Origin of the sequence: Catenulispora sp. GAS73 (assembly GCF_041262085.1) — a bacterium.
In the GTDB taxonomy this organism is placed as follows: domain Bacteria; phylum Actinomycetota; class Actinomycetes; order Streptomycetales; family Catenulisporaceae; genus Catenulispora.
The window spans coordinates 12843-27631 of the sequence record NZ_JBGCCM010000069.1 but is presented as its reverse complement, the minus strand read 5'-3'; the positions used below and the strand labels follow the sequence as shown (position 1 = coordinate 27631).

General features: G+C 70.5%; 11 protein-coding genes and 2 tRNA genes. 9 read left to right on the top strand and 4 right to left on the bottom strand.

Translation table 11 applies throughout. The annotated features are described in order from the left end of the window. Positions 1-436 precede the first annotated feature (436 nt). Together ABH935_RS49655 and ABH935_RS49650 are read right to left on the bottom strand one after the other, a co-directional pair. Positions 437-1291, bottom strand: coding sequence for a peptidylprolyl isomerase (locus tag ABH935_RS49655; RefSeq protein ID WP_370385011.1), 855 nt, complete (start codon positions 1289-1291; stop codon positions 437-439). Next, complete coding sequence (locus ABH935_RS49650; protein ID WP_370385010.1) at positions 1288-5661, bottom strand: NEW3 domain-containing protein; 4374 nt, start codon at positions 5659-5661, stop codon at positions 1288-1290. Before ABH935_RS49650 ends, ABH935_RS49655 begins: the two co-directional genes overlap by 4 nt. A gap of 63 nt (positions 5662-5724) precedes the next feature. Between ABH935_RS49650 and ABH935_RS49645 the strand changes: the two genes are divergently transcribed. Genes ABH935_RS49645 through trxA form a run of 3 tightly spaced genes read left to right on the top strand, consistent with a single transcriptional unit; the run spans position 5725 to position 7634 of the window. Continuing rightward, positions 5725-6831 (top strand): LacI family DNA-binding transcriptional regulator, encoded by a 1107-nt coding sequence (locus tag ABH935_RS49645; protein WP_370385009.1) that lies wholly within the window; start codon positions 5725-5727, stop codon positions 6829-6831. Positions 6832-6863: 32 nt separating this feature from the next. Further along, on the top strand, positions 6864-7193 hold the full coding sequence (locus ABH935_RS49640; RefSeq protein WP_370385008.1) for a nucleotide pyrophosphohydrolase: 330 nt from the start codon (positions 6864-6866) through the stop codon (positions 7191-7193). Between the two features lie 48 nt (positions 7194-7241). Then, a complete protein-coding gene (gene trxA / locus ABH935_RS49635) occupies positions 7242-7634 on the top strand; it encodes a thioredoxin (protein ID WP_370385007.1) in 393 nt (130 codons plus the stop codon). A gap of 120 nt (positions 7635-7754) precedes the next feature. Here the strand turns inward: trxA and ABH935_RS49630 are convergent, their stop codons facing one another. Further along, positions 7755-8654 carry a LysR family transcriptional regulator gene (locus ABH935_RS49630; protein WP_370385006.1) on the bottom strand — a complete coding sequence of 300 codons (900 nt, stop codon included), beginning with the start codon at positions 8652-8654 and terminating at the stop codon, positions 7755-7757. Between ABH935_RS49630 and ABH935_RS49625 the strand changes: the two genes are divergently transcribed. From ABH935_RS49625 to ABH935_RS49600, 6 genes are all read left to right on the top strand, one after another. Further along, positions 8599-8928, top strand: coding sequence for a hypothetical protein (locus tag ABH935_RS49625; protein ID WP_370385005.1), 330 nt, complete (start codon positions 8599-8601; stop codon positions 8926-8928). The genes ABH935_RS49630 and ABH935_RS49625 overlap by 56 nt on opposite strands. A 16-nt stretch (positions 8929-8944) precedes the next feature. Beyond that, positions 8945-9739, top strand: coding sequence for a fumarylacetoacetate hydrolase family protein (locus ABH935_RS49620; protein WP_370385004.1), 795 nt, complete (start codon positions 8945-8947; stop codon positions 9737-9739). 28 nt (positions 9740-9767) lie between these two features. Continuing rightward, positions 9768-11261, top strand: a complete 1494-nt coding sequence (gltX, locus tag ABH935_RS49615; protein WP_370385013.1) for a glutamate--tRNA ligase — start codon at positions 9768-9770, stop codon at positions 11259-11261. A 156-nt stretch (positions 11262-11417) separates the two neighbouring features. Further along, positions 11418-11489 (top strand) — tRNA-Gln (locus ABH935_RS49610). Between the two features lie 149 nt (positions 11490-11638). After that, positions 11639-12463, top strand: a complete 825-nt coding sequence (locus ABH935_RS49605; RefSeq protein WP_370385003.1) for a hypothetical protein — start codon at positions 11639-11641, stop codon at positions 12461-12463. A 147-nt stretch (positions 12464-12610) separates the two neighbouring features. Then, a tRNA-Glu gene (locus tag ABH935_RS49600) sits at positions 12611-12683 on the top strand. A gap of 46 nt (positions 12684-12729) precedes the next feature. Here ABH935_RS49600 and ABH935_RS49595 read toward each other — a convergent pair. Further along, positions 12730-14535 carry an IPT/TIG domain-containing protein gene (locus ABH935_RS49595; RefSeq protein WP_370385002.1) on the bottom strand — a complete coding sequence of 602 codons (1806 nt, stop codon included), beginning with the start codon at positions 14533-14535 and terminating at the stop codon, positions 12730-12732. Positions 14536-14789 lie beyond the last annotated feature (254 nt).

Below are 14789 nucleotides of genomic sequence, written 5' to 3'. Positions count from 1 at the left end.
AGCATCACGGCAAGGCCGCCGCCTTGTCAGGGCAATGAGAAACCCCGACATGAAATGATCATGCCGAGGTTAAAGAACAAGCTCAGAGCCTGGAGCGCCCCCGCCGGAGGCGCCTGCTCTTGACTTCAGGTGCCCACCACGCCCGACGATTGCCGCCTATGCGACGTGTGCGCAGTGACTCGGACCTGCGCGCGGTCGTGAACACGAACACCGCCAGCCGCCAACGCCACGCCAGGCACACCACCGAACTGCGCCACCCAGCGGATCCTTCTTAAACCCACGCGAAGCCGTCAAAAAACGCCCTTGACTGTCAACCCACAAACAAACCGCACCCGCCACCAACACCCACACACAGGCCAGCAGCGCCGAAAAAGCTCTTAAAACCAACAAACCAGCTGCACGAGCGAGCCAACCGGGCGGCAGTCGAAGCCTCGCCCTAGTGCCGGTGGGTGTTGTCGGGCTGGGTGGGGTCGCCGGGGTGCTCGAAGCCGGGGGCGTGCGTGATGAGGGCGCGGCGGCGTTGGTCGAGCCAGCGGTTGAAGGTGGTCAGGCGCGCCGGGTCGGTGGGGTCGGCGGGCTGGGTGGGGTGGAGGGGGCGCGGTTCGATGGCGGTGACGGTGGCGAAGTGCCAGCCGAGGCCGGTGCGGACCGGGCCGACGCGCGTTCCGGGCGCGCGGGTGCGGAGCTCGGCGGCGAGGGGGGCTGGGAGGTCGTCGAGGGTCGTCCAGCCGAGGGAGGTCGGGGCGGTGGTCGCCGCGTCGAGTGCGGTGGCGGCGACGGCGTGGGTGACGCGGTACCAGGTGCGCGTGCCAGTGCCGCGCGTGGCGGGGAGCGAGGGCTCGGTGACGATGTCGTAGAGCGCTGACATCGCCGGAGTCGACGTCCAGACTGCCGCGTTGATGGAGCCCAGGTGGAGAGATGCCGCTTGAGTCAGCGGCCGAGGCGCTGCTATCGCCGCAGAATCCGAAGCAGCAGCGCCGGCCGGTGCAGATCTCTCGGCAGCCTTTGCAGGAGACTCAGAGCCGGGCTGAAGCCGCGCCAGCTCGACCCAGCAAAGCTCCTCCGTCAGCAGCACCTGCGCCGTCCACCGCAGAAACTGCCGGTCCTCCTTGCTCCCAGCCACCGGCAGCCGCGCCGCGAGCCGGCCCGCACGCAGCTCCCGCACGCGCGCGTCCAGAAGCTCGCGCGGGATCGCGGTGCCATCGACCCAGCCGATGACCGTCGCCTCGCGCTGTACTTCCGCAGCAGCTGCGGCATCGCTGTGGTGCGAGTGCGGGTGCGAGTGCGTCACCGCACCACCACGGGCACCGCCGCCGTGTACTGTGCGCGGCCGAACCACATCAGCTTCACCAAGGCCCACCAGTGCCCGGGCTCGGCGGTGGCGGGAATTGACACCTCGAACTCGACCGAGGCCTCGGCCCCCGCCTCGACGCTGAACGCCGCGGCGTAGGGCCCGATGAAGTCCCACGTCCCCCAAGGACTGACCGGCATCGCCTCGCCGTCGATGCGTCCGCGCGTCGTGTTCCTCAAGCCGACGCGCAGCGTGGCGCGCTCGCCCCGCGACAAGGTCAGGCCGGCGGCCGGCGTGAGCGAAGTGATCTCCAAGCCCGTCGGACGCGCCGTCTCGCTCTTCGTCCCCTGAGTCTGCACCCCGAGCTCGATCTCGGTCTCGGGCGACGTCGCCGGCGGCGCGTACTCCGGCGCGTCGATCAGGACGCTGATCACGTCCTCGACCACCGACTCCCCCGCCGAACCCCCCACCGCCAACTGCACCCGCACGAAGTACATCCCCGGCGCCGCCGCAGCCGCCCCCGAAGGCGTCACTGTCAACGGAAACACGGTGTGTCCGCCGGGCTCCAGCGCCACCGGACGCGACTCCGGCTCCACGCGCCACCCCTCAGGCGCGACAACCGTCAGCATCCCCTCGAACGTCGTGTCCGTGTACTGACTCGCCACCGCGATAGAAACCTCGCCGGAACCGTGCAGCACCGTCGGCGTGGCAGCCACCGACACCGGCAGGAACCCCATCGGAGCCGGCCCACGGTTGTGCAGCCAGTACCGCGAATACACCGGCTGCGCCGGCTCCGCCGCGCGGCCCAGCACCGGGGCCGAGGCCGACGAACCCGAGCCCTGCGCCGGCACCAGGATCGCCGTCGAGATCTGCGACCCGGCCAGCTCCACCGAACCCGCCGCCCGCACCTCGCAGCGCAGTCCGCACTCCTCCAGCAGGTCGGCGCGGTCGCTGGAGAGCACCCCGAGCGGGCTGCGCACCGCGACCGTCCCGCCGGTGCCCTTCGCCTCGACCAGCCGCACCATGAAGCCCAGCTCCGGCGACGCCTCCAGCCCCGAGCCCACCGACTCCGGGTTCCCGGCCGGCTTCACCGCCGTCACCTGCGCCGCGCCCTCCGGCGTGACCGTCAGCAGCGAGTGCCGCCCCGGCAGCGGCCCGCGGTGCGCCGCCTCCTGGTGCGTCAGCATCGGTGCCGAGAACGCCGCCCCGGACGCCACCAGCCCCAGCGAGCGCCAGTCCCCCGCGCCGCTCACCAGCGCGTAGTCGAAGTCGTGCGTCCAGTGCTGCAGCTGGAACGCCGAGCCGTCCGGCGCGCGCCGCAGCGGCGGGTCCAGCCACACGCCCGACGGCCAGCCGGTGCACGACCGCATCAGCGACAGGTGCAGCGCGCCCGACGGGTCGACGGCGAAGCCGGGCAGGCCGGTGTTGATCAGGCCGACGGTGTGGTCGTCGAGCAGCGTCGTGTCGGCCGGGTCGGCGGTGACCGCGGCGAGCGTGGTGTCCGCCGCGAAAGCAGCCGCCGCCTCACGGACGCCTTGCGCGGTGTCCTCCGGCCGCTCCCCCGCGATGATCAGCACCGGCAGGGCCCGCACGTCCCGCAGGTCGGCGTTCGGCACCCACGCCTTCTCGACCGGCGTCCGGGCCGGAATGAAGAAGCGGACGCACCCTTCGTTCTTCAGCAGCCCTTCAAACTCCTGCCGCAGCGTGGGATCGCAGTGTTCGAAGATCTCGGCGGCCAGCGGGTTGCTGTCCGGGCCGCCGATCACGACGCGGATGTCGGGGAGGTTGGAGTCGACGTGCAGCCAGCCGTACCGCGCGCCCTCAGCGGTCGTGGTGGTCGCGGTGACGCCGACGCGCGCCAGCGCGACCACGAGCTCGCGCACCGCCTCGGCGTGCCGGTCCAGGTCGTCGGCGACGACCTCGGCGACCGAGATCGCGACGCGCCCGAGGGCGGCCTCGTCGAGGTCACGCAGACTCAGCGTCGCGGTGCTGCCGAGGGCGAAGAAGGTGTTCGCCGGGTTGTCCAGGGTCCAGGGTGCGACCGCCACGTCCGAGTCGGGCAGCGCGAAGCCGCGGCCGATCACCGCGCCGGCCACCTCGGACACCGGACGCGCGCCGGATACATCGCACGGGAACTTCACGCGCAGCAGCCGGTCGGCACCGGTGAAGTCCAGGACCCGGGTGCGGAAGTCGACGCGGTCCAGGCCGTGCCAGAGCGTGACGCGCTGCTCGTAGTCGACGTCGCCGACGGTCCCGGTGACGACGTACCGCCGACCCAGCGGCGACTCCTCGACCCGCACCGACGTGGCGGCCGCGGCGGCCGAGCCGGTGACGGTGCCGTTCGGGACCAGGTGCCAGGGGCCCTCGCCGAACTCGGGGTGCTGCGGGTACTCCTCGCTGACCCGCAGTTCGTTGCCGATCTCGCCGGGCATGAGCAGCTGCCGCCCGGTGGCCAGCTCGACGATGCTCGCCAGGCCGCCGCCGCGCGCCGGATCCGCCGAGATCTCGAAGTACTCGTTGGCGATCGACGCCGCGGGTTCGGCGATCTCCCGCCAGGTCGGGACGTCCGTCCCGGTCCCGAACTCGACGTGCCAGCTGCGCCAGCCCATCCCCGGTACTCCGGCCGCGATGAAGGCGACCTCGACATGCGGCCCGTCGTGCGCCTCGACGACGAACGGCACCGCGCCTCCGGCGTCGTCGACCAGCCGCAGGCCGCCGACGTCGATGCCCTCCGGCAGCCGCACCGCCGCCCGGACCACGTCGGTCCGCTCGAACGCCAGGGTGTTGAACACCCCGACGGTCCCGTTCCCGGCGCCGCCGTAGGTCTCGACGTTGCGGAAGATCGCTTCCAGCGCCGCGTCCCGGGCCTCGGCGGCCAGGTCGTGCGCCTCGCGCCAGCCGGCCACCAGGTCGATGTAGACCTGGTCGGACTCCGAGCCGGTGATCGCGTCGTGGTGCGCGCCGTACGCCAGCTGCCGCCACACCTTGTCCAGCGCGGCGCTCGGGTACCGGCCGTAACCCAGCAGCGAGGCGAACGTGGCCAGCTTCTCGGCGTCGGCGGCTGCCGTCTCCGCCGCGCGCTGCGCCTGCTTGGTGTCGATGTACGACACGTCCTTGCCGGTGTAGACCGGGTTCATGTCGCGGGTCTGCGGGCTCGGCCGGACGCCGCGTTCGGCGAGTTCGGCGTGCACCGCCGCGAAGAAGTCCCTCGGCAGGCCGGTGACGAAGCGCGGCCAGACGTAGCGCTCGTTCCAGTCCCGGTGGATCGCGGTGACCCACTTGTTCGGCGGGGTGTAGTCGGTCCCGACCGGCAGCAGCGTGTTGCGCGTGGCGGCGGCCTGCTTGAGCCCGAGGAAGAGCTCGTACACCTTCTCCTCGGCCTCCTGGAGCGTCGCCGAGGAGTCCATCCACCAGCCGGCCGAGTAGTGGTTCGGCATGTAGTGCGTGATCACGCCCCGGCCGGACGGCGAGATCCACTCGAACTCGGCCGGGAACTGCATGTTCTTGACGTCGCCCTGCACCCCGTCGAACTTCGTCAGCATCGGACCCCACTGGTGGTACGGCCCGCGGGCCCACGACGTGGAGCTCAGGCCGGCGTCGGCGACCAGGCCGGGGAACTGCGGGTCGTGGCCGAAGACGTCCAGCTGCCAGGCGGTCCGCGGGTCGGCGCCCATGATGTCGCGCTGGTAGCCGACGCCGTAGACCAGGTTGCGGATCGTGGTCTCCAGGCCGGTGAGGTTGGTGTTGGGCTCGTTGTAGGTACCGCCCATCACTTCCACCCGGCCGGTGGATATCAGTTCCCGGAGAAGCGCGCGATACTGCGGGTACACGTCCCAGAACGGCTTCAGGTAGTCGACCTCGGCCAGCACGAAGCTGTAGTCGGGGTCGGCGGCGGCGAGATCCAGGTGGGCTTTGACGAGATGGAACGCGTTGTTCTCCCAGACCGGGCGCGTGGTGCCGTCGTTGCCCTGCAGTTCCCAGGTCTGGGTGTAGCCGGCCTGCGTGTTCCACCAGACGGGGTCGTAGTGGAAGTGGGAGACCAGGTACATGGTCCAGCCGGGTTCGGCCACGGTGATGCTGACCGGCTGCTCAGCGTGGGTCTCGCCGTCCGCGCCGAGCAGCCGCAGTTCTGCGGCCAGGGTTTGGCCGGGAGCCACGTCGGCGTCGATTTCCATCGGCAGCTCGACGACGGCCTCACCGTCTCCGGGGGAGACTTCGCAGGTTGCTCGCGCCTTCAGAGCGAGAAGCGATACAGTCACGGCACCGTCGGTGACGGCCCGCTGGATCACGACCCGTAGGACTTGACGCGGTTCCGCACCGGATCCGAGGAAAAGCTCCGTCGAGTCCACGGACTTGATCTGGACGGTCACGGCCCCTCCTTGAAACCCCACCCGAACGAGCAACTAAAGCGCTAAAGCAGCTGGGAGTCATTAATGCCCACCTCTGGCAGCGGTGTCAACAAGCCTGGTGCCGCCGGCGCCGCCTCGGGTTACGGACGGGCGGCGATCGCCGGAAAGAACAAGACCCGGCTCACCATCGCCGACATCGCCCGCGAGGTCGGGGTGTCGCCGAGCGCGGTCTCCTTCGCGCTCAACGGACGCCCCGGTGTCAGTGAGGCTACCCGCGCGCGGATCCTTCAAGCCGCCGAACGGATGAACTGGCACCCGCACAGCGCCGCGCGGGCCCTCGGCGGGGCGCCGGCCGGCGCGGTCGGGCTGGTGCTGGCGCGGCCGACCCGGACGCTCGGCGCCGAGCCGTTCTACGCGCAGCTCATCTACGGCATGCAGTCGGTACTGTCGGCGCGCTCGGTGGCGCTGCTGCTCCAGGTCGTCGACGACACCGACGCCGAGCTGGCGGTCTACCGGCGCTGGGCCGGCGAGCAGCGGGTGGACGGGCTGCTGATCGTGGACCCGCAGACCAAGGACCCGCGGATCGCCGCCGTGGAGGGGCTCGGCGTGCCGGCGATAGTGCTCGGCGGCCACGGCAAGCACGGCGACCTGCCGACGGTCTGGGCCGACGACCGGGAGGCGATGCTGGAGACGGTGCGCTACTTGGCCGCGCTCGGCCACACCCGGATCGCGCACGTCGCGGGCACCCCGGCGTTCCAGCACACCCAGCGGCGCATCAGGGCCCTGAAGGACGCGGCCGGGCAGCTGGGGCTGGCCGACACCCAGTCGGTGCCGACGGACTTCAGCGACGGCGAGGGCGCGGCGGTGACCCGGCGGCTGCTGTCCCAGCCGGACGCGCCGACCGCGATCGTGTACGACAGCGACCTGATGGCGGTCGCCGGGCTCGGGGTGGCGACCGAGATGGGCGTTCGGGTGCCGGCCGAGCTGTCGATCGTGTCGTTCGACGACTCGGTGCTGACGCGGGTGGTGCATCCGAAGATCACAGCGCTGTCGCGGGACACGCACGCGCTGGGCGTGCAGGTCGCCGAGGCGCTGATGCGGATCGTGGAGGAGCCCGGGACGGTCGGCGACATCAAGGCGGCGACGCCGCGGCTGACGGTGCGGGAGAGCACGGCGAAGCCGGGGCGGTAGGCGTTCCTGTCGGCCGTGATAGAGAGGTCGGCATGAGTGATCCCGACATCGCGTCGCTGCAACGACGGCTGGTGGACTTTGCCGAGTCGCGCCAGTGGGGCCCTTATCACACCCCGAAGAACCTCGCGATGGCGCTGACGGTCGAGGCGTCCGAGCTCGCGGAGATCTTCCAGTGGCTCACGCCGGAGGAGTCGGCGGAGGTGATGTCGGACCCTGACAAGGCTTTCCGGGTGCGGGACGAGGTCGCCGACGTGCTGGCGTATCTCCTGCAACTGGCGAGTGCCTGCGGGGTCGACGTGCTGCGGGCATTGTCCGAGAAGATCGACCGAAATGAAGTTCGTTTCCCGGCCCCGCCCAGGTAGCGGGCCGGAAACGGGCACTCTGGACACTCGCCGCGTAGGGTGGTTCGCATGAGCACTGTGGATCTCACCAAGGACACATTCGAGCAGGCGGTCACCGCCGACGGGATCGTGCTGGTCGACTTCTGGGCGGAATGGTGCGGGCCGTGCAAGCAGTTCGCACCGATCTACGGGAGGGTGTCGGAGGCCAACCCGGACATCACCTTCGGCAAGGTCGACACCGAGGAGCAGCCGGAGCTCGCCGGCGCGTTCGACATCCGGTCGATCCCGACGCTGATGATCTTCCGCGACGGCGTGATGGTCTACAGCCAGCCCGGCGCGCTGCCCGAGGCGCCGCTGGTGGACCTGATCAAGCAGGCGCGGGAGCTGGACATGGACGAGGTTCGCAAGCAGATCGCCGCGCATGAGAACGGCGGGCATGAGGGCGCTGAGGCTCAGGCGTAGGCAGCACTACCGGACGTAGGGCGGCCGCCGGACGTAGAACGGCCACCGCACGTAGGACGGCCGCCGGACGTAGAACGGCCACCGCACGTAGGACGGCCGGAGCTGCGGGCGCGGCGCGCCTCAGGCCCGGCCCCGCGCCACCTGCACCATCCACCCGGCCGCGTCGCTCAGCTCACGGCCGCGCGGCCACACCGCGCGCAGCGTGCGGCGCAGCGCGACGTCCTCGGTGACCGGCACCTCGACGAGGCGGCCGGCGGCGATGTCCTCGGCGACCGCCAGGACGCTCAGCACCGCCGGGCCGGTCCCGGACAACGCGGCCGAGCGCAGCGGCGCCGTCGCCCCGAGCTCGATCAGCGGCACGGTCGGGCCGTCGTAGGCGGCGAGCGCCGCCTCCAGCACCTCGCGCGTCCCCGACCCCGGTTCGCGCAGCAGGAGCGGTTCGGCGGCCAGGTCGGCCGCCGTCAGCGGTTCCTTGCGCCGGGCCCACGGATGAGCCGGCGCCACCACCACGGCGAGGCGGTCGCGTCCGACGACCGCCGAGTGCAGGTCGCGCGGCACCCACGGTCCCTCGACGAATCCCAGGTCGACCTGGCCGGCCCGCAGCGCGGCGACCACTTGGTGGGAGTTCTCCACGATCAGCCCCACGCGCATGGCCGGCCGCAGCTGGCGCAGCTCTATGAGCCATTTCGGCATGAGGTGCTCGGCGATGGTCAGGCTCGCGGCGACGGGCAGCCGCTCGTCGGCGTGGGTGCGCAGCGCCGCGGCGCCCTCGACCAGTGCCTCGGCCTGCTCCAAGACCCGCCGGGCCCAGTCGGTGATCACCGCTCCGTCGCTGGTCAGCCGGGAGCCGGAGGTGGTGCGCTCCAACAGCTTGAGCCCGAGCCGGCGCTCCAGCGTGGCCATGCGCGCCGAGGCCGAGGGCTGGCTGATGCCGGTGCGCGCGGCGGCTTTGCCGAGCGAGCCGGTGTCGGCGACGGCGACCAGCAGCTGGAGCGCGTCCAGATCCGGGAGACGGGTCATAGAGACAGCCTATGAGGTCTTCGGCGATCTCCGGATTCCGGGCCTGGCGCTGACGGCCGGGGCGGCCGGCGTCCTGCCCGCCTCCGCCGTCGCCGCCATCGCCGCCGCCAAGCAGCTCCAGGACCTTCTTCTCGCCGGCGGCATGTTCGGTCTGGGCACCGGCGTCCGCCTGCGGGAACTGGCGCGTACCGGCGCGAAGCCGCTCGTGCTCGGCCCGGCTTCGTGGGCGCTGATCGCCTCGGCGGCCTATATCGGAGTCCGGGTCACTTCCTGACCATTAAAATCGCAGGATGCGCATCGCGAGATTCTCCATCGACGACGAGGTGAAGTTCGGGCTCGTCGAGGGCGAGGGCGACCTGCCCGAGTCCCTGGAGGTGGCCGAGATCCTGGGCCACCCGTTCGGCCCGGTCCAGGTCACCCAACGGCGCTGGCCGCTGTCGCGGGTGCGGCTGCTGGCCCCGGTGCTGCCGTCGAAGGTGATCGGCATCGGGCGCAACTACGCCGAGCACGCCGCGGAGCTCGGCAACGAGGCCCCCGGCGCGGACGACCCGGCCGTGGTGTTCCTGAAACCGTCCACCTCCGTGATCGGCCCGTCCGACGCCATCCAGTACCCGCTCGGTGTGTCCTTCGACGTGCAGCACGAGGCGGAGCTCGCAGTGGTCATCGGGCGGATGTGCCGGCAGGTGCCGGTGGCCCGGGTGCCGGAGGTGGTGCTGGGCTACACCTGCGGCAACGACGTCACCGCGCGCGACCTGCAGCGCGCGGAGAAGCAGTGGGGCCGGGCCAAGGGCTTCGACACGTTCTGCCCGCTGGGCCCCTGGATCGAGACCGAGCTGGACCCCTCCGACCTGGCGATCACCTGCACGGTGGACGGCGAGCTGGTGCAGGCCGGGCGCACCGCGCAGATGACCCGGCCGGTCGCCGACCTGGTCTCCTACGTCTCCGAGGCGATGACCCTGCTGCCCGGCGACGTGATCCTCACCGGGACCCCGGCCGGGGTCGGGCCGATCGTGGTGGGGCAGCAGGTGTCGGTCGGCATCGAAGGCATTGGCAACTTGACGAACCGGGTGGTGGCTCGTGACTGATATCGCAACAACCGTTCCTACGCACCGGGTGCCCAACACGGACAAGCCCGTCCGCGTCCGCTTCCCCCCGTCGCCGACCGGTGACCCGCACGTCGGCATGGTCCGCTCGGCGCTGTTCAACTACGCCTTCGCGCGCCACTACGGCGGCACCTTCGTCTTCCGCATCGAGGACACCGACGCCGCGCGCAACACCGAGGAGTCCTACAACGCGCTCCTGGCGACGATGCGCTGGATGGGCTTCGAGTGGGACGAGGGCCCGGAGGTCGGCGGCGCCTACGGCCCCTACCGGCAGTCCGAGCGCATGGACATCTACGCGGACATCGCCGCGAAGCTCCTCGCCGGCGGCCACGCCTACCGCTGCTACTGCACGCAGGAGGAACTCGAAGCGGCCAACGAGAAGGCCAAGGCCGAGAAGCGCGCCCCGGGCTACGCCGGCACCTGCCGCAACCTCACGCCCGAGCAGATCGCCGCGCACGAGGCCGCCGGCCGCACCAGCGTCCTGCGCTTCCGCATGCCGGAGGGCACGCTGACCTGGAACGACCTGGTCCGCGGCGAGATCTCCTTCGACACCGCGAACGTGCCGGACTACGTCCTGGTCCGCGCCGACGGCTCGCCGCTGTACACGCTGGTGAACCCGGTCGACGACGCCCTGATGCGGATCACGCACGTGCTGCGCGGCGAGGACCTGCTCTCCAGCACCCCGCGCCAGCTCCCGCTGCACGCCGCGCTGATCGAGCTGGGGCTGTCGGAGACGGTGCCGGTGTTCGGGCACCTGCCGTACGTCATGGGCGAGGGCAACAAGAAGCTGTCGAAGCGCGACCCGGAGGCCTCCTTCTCCTTCTACGTGAAGGAGGGCTACCTGCCCGAGGGCCTGCTGAACTATCTGGCGCTGCTGGGCTGGTCGCCGGGCGGGGACAAGGAGTTCTTCTCCCCGCAGGAGATGTACGCGGCGTTCGACGGCACGCGCATCAACGCCAACGCGGCGCGCTTCGACCTGAAGAAGTGCCAGGCGATCAACGGCGACCACGTGCGCGCCCTGGAGCCGGCCGACCTCGCCCGCCGCATCGTGCCGTTCCTGGCCGAGCAGGGCCTGGTCTCCGACCCGCCACTGCCGGAGCAGGAGGCCACGCTGGCCGCCGCGGTGCCGCTGATCCAGGAGCGGATGGTGGTCCTGCGCGAGTCGGTGGACATGATCGGGTTCCTGTTCGTGCCCGAGCACGCGTTCGAGGTGGACCCGACGGACGCCGCCAAGGCGCTCGGCGAGGACGCCAAGCCGGTGCTCCAGGCCGCGGCCAAGGCGCTGGAGGCGCTGCCGGAGTGGACGACCGGCGCCATCGACGCCGCGCTGCGCGAGTCGCTGATCGAAGGGCTCGGGCTGAAGCCGAAGAACGCGTTCACACCGGTCCGGGTCGCGGTGACCGGGCGCCGGGTGTCACCGCCGCTGTTCGAGTCCATCGAGCTGCTGGGACGGGAGCGGACGCTGCGGCGGCTGGAGGCGGCGATCGCGGGGATCCAGGCGTGAGGCTGCCCGGAGCCCGCGTGGTCCGAGAGGTCCGAGCGGTCTGAGCGGTCTGAAGCGTGGTGGGAGGTCCGTTCGAAAGCCGTTTTGGCTGTGGGGCGGGCCTCCCGTATAGTTATCGACGCGACGCCGCGCGACGAGGTAGAGTCGGGTGGTCGTTGGGGTATGGTGTAATTGGCAACACGACTGATTCTGGTTCAGTTGTTCTAGGTTCGAGTCCTGGTACCCCAGCTTGTGAGCGGATCCCTCGGGATCCGCTCTTTTGTTTGCCCGGCATACCCGCTTGCCGGGCATACCCGCCTCGCAGCCCTTTGCTACTCATGGGTAATTGAGTACCCGCACTCTCCTGCCGATGCCCGTCCCGGCGGCACGCTTGAGGCATGAAGAAGCAATGGGAGACGTTCGTGGGCCTGGTGTTCCTCGGAGGCCTCGTCGCGCTGGTGGCGAACTTCGTCCACATCCCCGGCCGGACGGTGCTGAACGTCGGACTCGGCACGGTGAGCCTGTACTGGCTCCTGATCATCACCACGGTGCCGTGGAACCTGTACTTCAAGGCCCGGCGTGTGCGGCACGAGATCGGCGTCTCGCGCGAGCGCGGCATCACGGTGCCCGAGGGCCGCGAGGCCGAGGTGCGGCGCTGGGAGCGCCGGCTGCTGCGGCTGGCGCTGGCCGGACACGTCGTGACGGCGGCCGTGGTGGCCGGCCTGACCTACGCCTCCGGACACGTGCTGGGCTACTACTTCGCGGCGTTCTACCTGCTCAGCTGCGCGATCCGGCCGGTCGCGGCGTACCTGTCGTACGTGAAGGCGCGGATCACGAGCCTGCTGAAGGAGACCACGCACCCCCGCGACGACGTCCTCGAACTGACCACCCGCCTGGCGAACCTGACCGCCACGGTCGAGGCCCTGCACGACGCCGCGCACGAGGCCCAGGAGCACACCTCCCGGGAGCTGGACGACGTCCGCAACGACCTGCGCGCCGCCGACCTGCGCCTCCGCGAGGACATCCGCCTCTCCCGCGAGGCGGCGGAGGCCGACCGCGCAGGCCTGCGCACCCGCGTCGAGGAGGCCGAACGGCGCGTCGCGGCGGTCACCCGCCACTTCGACCAGGCCGTCGACGGCCTCACCGAGCAGCGAGAACTGGTCAGCGGCATCCGAGCCTTCGTCCGCCTGGTCCGCGCCGACGCAGCCGCCGCCGGCGAGTAGACGCGAGTTGCGGCGAGTTGCGGCGAGCAGAACGGCACCCCAAGCCGCCCGCCCGCCGCGCCGCCGGTCCCGCGATTTGGGCGAACCCCGCCGATCGCCTAAGATAAGTCCCGCTGCCAGCGCGTCATGCGCGGCGGCACTGCTAGGGGCCCCGTTGTGTAGCGGCCTAGCACGCTGCCCTCTCAAGGCAGTAGCGCGGGTTCGAATCCCGTCGGGGCTACAAGACGAAGACCAGGACAGATGTCATCTGTCCTGGTCTTCTTTCGTTATTGAGACGAATGCATGAACGTGTACTGATCGGAAGCCACGACCGGGCTGGTGTCGACATCAGTGGTAACGCTGACATCAACGGCCCCGGCAGCGTGATACGGCGTGACCGCCGTGATCTGCGTGCTGGAGTCAACGTGGAACGAGGCCGCCGCCGTGTTCCCGAACGTCACCCGGAACGCGTTGGTGAACCACGCACCCGAAATGATGACCGTGGTGCCGCCGTCCATCGTGCCCGAGGGTGGGCTGACTGCCGTGATCGACGGGATCGGCGGGAAGAACGTGAACTTGTCGGCGGCGGTGGCCGGGCTGGTGCCCGCCGCGTTGGTGACGGTCACGTCGACGGTGCCGTTGGTCTGGGCCCGGGTGACCGCGGTGATCTGGGTGTCTGAGTCCACGGTGAACCAGGATGCGGCCGTGCCTCCGAAGTTGACGCCGGTGGCGGTGTTGAAGTCGGTGCCGGTGATCGTGACTGTGGTGCCGCCTCGGGAGACGCCTTGGCTGGGGCTCAGACCGGTCACGGTCGGCGGTATCTCCGTGTAGGTGAACTTGTTTTCCGCCGGGTACTTGTTGGCGCCGTTCTGGGTGTAGACCGTGATGTCGACCGGGCCTTCGACGTGCGGCGGAGAAACTGCGGTGATGAGGTTGTCGTTGTTGACGGTGAATGATGGCGAGGGGACGCCGCCGAACAGGACGGCTGTCGTGCCGGTGAGCCGCCGGCCGGTGATCGTGACCGAGGTGCCGCCGGTCTCGGGGCCTTGGAGCGGGTTGACGATGTAGATCGACGGCGGGAACGCGACCCGGCCGATCGCGACCGAATCCAGGCTGGAGAAGTCGTTGAGCGAGGTGACGAGTTGCCCGGTGGAGGCGTTGACGACGTTCAGAAAATAGCCGTCGGCCGAGTACAGCTCGTTCCCGTCCGGGGTGACCGCCATCGAGGCCCCATACCCGCAAGGGCTCTGCAGCACGGTCGTCAGCACGCGGTTGACCAGATCGACGATGTCCAGGGTGCCGTCGCGGCGGCAGAGGTAGAACGCGGTGTGGGCCGGGTTGACGGCGGTCAGCGCGTCGCTCGTCGAAGGGGTGGCGATCTCGGCGACGGGCGTGAGGGTCGAGGTGTCGATCACCGCGACGGTGGAGTGCAGCGGCTCGGGGACGAACAGCGCGGACCCGTCCGGATTCAGGGCCAGCCCGGAGGCCTCCCCCTGCACGGCGATCGTTCCGGCGATGGTGTCGGACCCGGTGGCGATGACGGCCACCTCGGAGGTCGAGTAGGACAGCTTGACGTCCCCGTAGGCGGTGCTCCCGTCACGGCTGAACTGGACCTGGGTGAGGACACCGGGCGCCGTGATGGTCTTCTTCACCGTTGCCGAGGCGGTGTCGATCACGTCGATGGTGCCGTCGGTGCAGCCGACCCACAGCTGACTGCTGTCCGGGGTCACCGTCAGGTTGCCCGGGCCCGACCCCGGGCACACCGGAATGGTGCGCTGGACCATGGCGGTGGCCGGGTCGATCACCGACACCATGTCGTACAGGTCGGTGCTGGAGACGTAGACCGCGGAGTTGTCAGGGCTGGCGGCGACCTGGTTCGCGTTGTAGGGCAAAGCTGTCTCGCTGATGATCCTGTTGGTGGCGACATCGACTTCGTCCATCTGCGTGTTGTTGTAGTCGACGGCGTAGGCCACGGTGGTCAGTGACGCCGCGCGAGCCGGCGTCGCGGACGCGCCGGCCAGGCCGGTGGCGGCCAGCGCGAACGCGGCCAGGCCGGCCAGCCGGCGCCGAAGTGATCTGGACCTGGATCGCACGTTCGGCCCCCTCCCGAGAGGCGGCCGCCCCGGCGCCCGCGGAACGGGACGGCTTGGCGCGGCGGCACGCCGGTGCTGGACCCATTTCAGCCGATACCGCTCACGGCACGGAAGGGCGTCGCGGCCGTCAGTGAATCAGAACTCGAATACGCTACCCGCGCGCCAGCGAGAAGCGCCGGGTCGCCGCTTCTCCCGGTCGGCGGTGGTGGGTTCGGGGGCGGCTATCCATTCGAACTCGTAGCTCATCCGGCGTC

Excerpts from the sequence above, each read along its gene's own strand:
- ABH935_RS49645 (WP_370385009.1), top strand. The coding sequence starts at position 5,725 with ATGCCCACCTCTGGCAGCGGTGTCAACAAGCCTGGTGCCGCCGGCGCC.
- ABH935_RS49640 (WP_370385008.1), top strand. The coding sequence starts at position 6,864 with ATGAGTGATCCCGACATCGCGTCGCTGCAACGACGGCTGGTGGACTTT.
- trxA (WP_370385007.1), top strand. The coding sequence starts at position 7,242 with ATGAGCACTGTGGATCTCACCAAGGACACATTCGAGCAGGCGGTCACC.
- ABH935_RS49630 (WP_370385006.1), bottom strand. The coding sequence starts at position 8,654 with ATGACCCGTCTCCCGGATCTGGACGCGCTCCAGCTGCTGGTCGCCGTC.
- ABH935_RS49620 (WP_370385004.1), top strand. The coding sequence starts at position 8,945 with ATGCGCATCGCGAGATTCTCCATCGACGACGAGGTGAAGTTCGGGCTC.
- ABH935_RS49605 (WP_370385003.1), top strand. The coding sequence starts at position 11,639 with ATGAAGAAGCAATGGGAGACGTTCGTGGGCCTGGTGTTCCTCGGAGGC.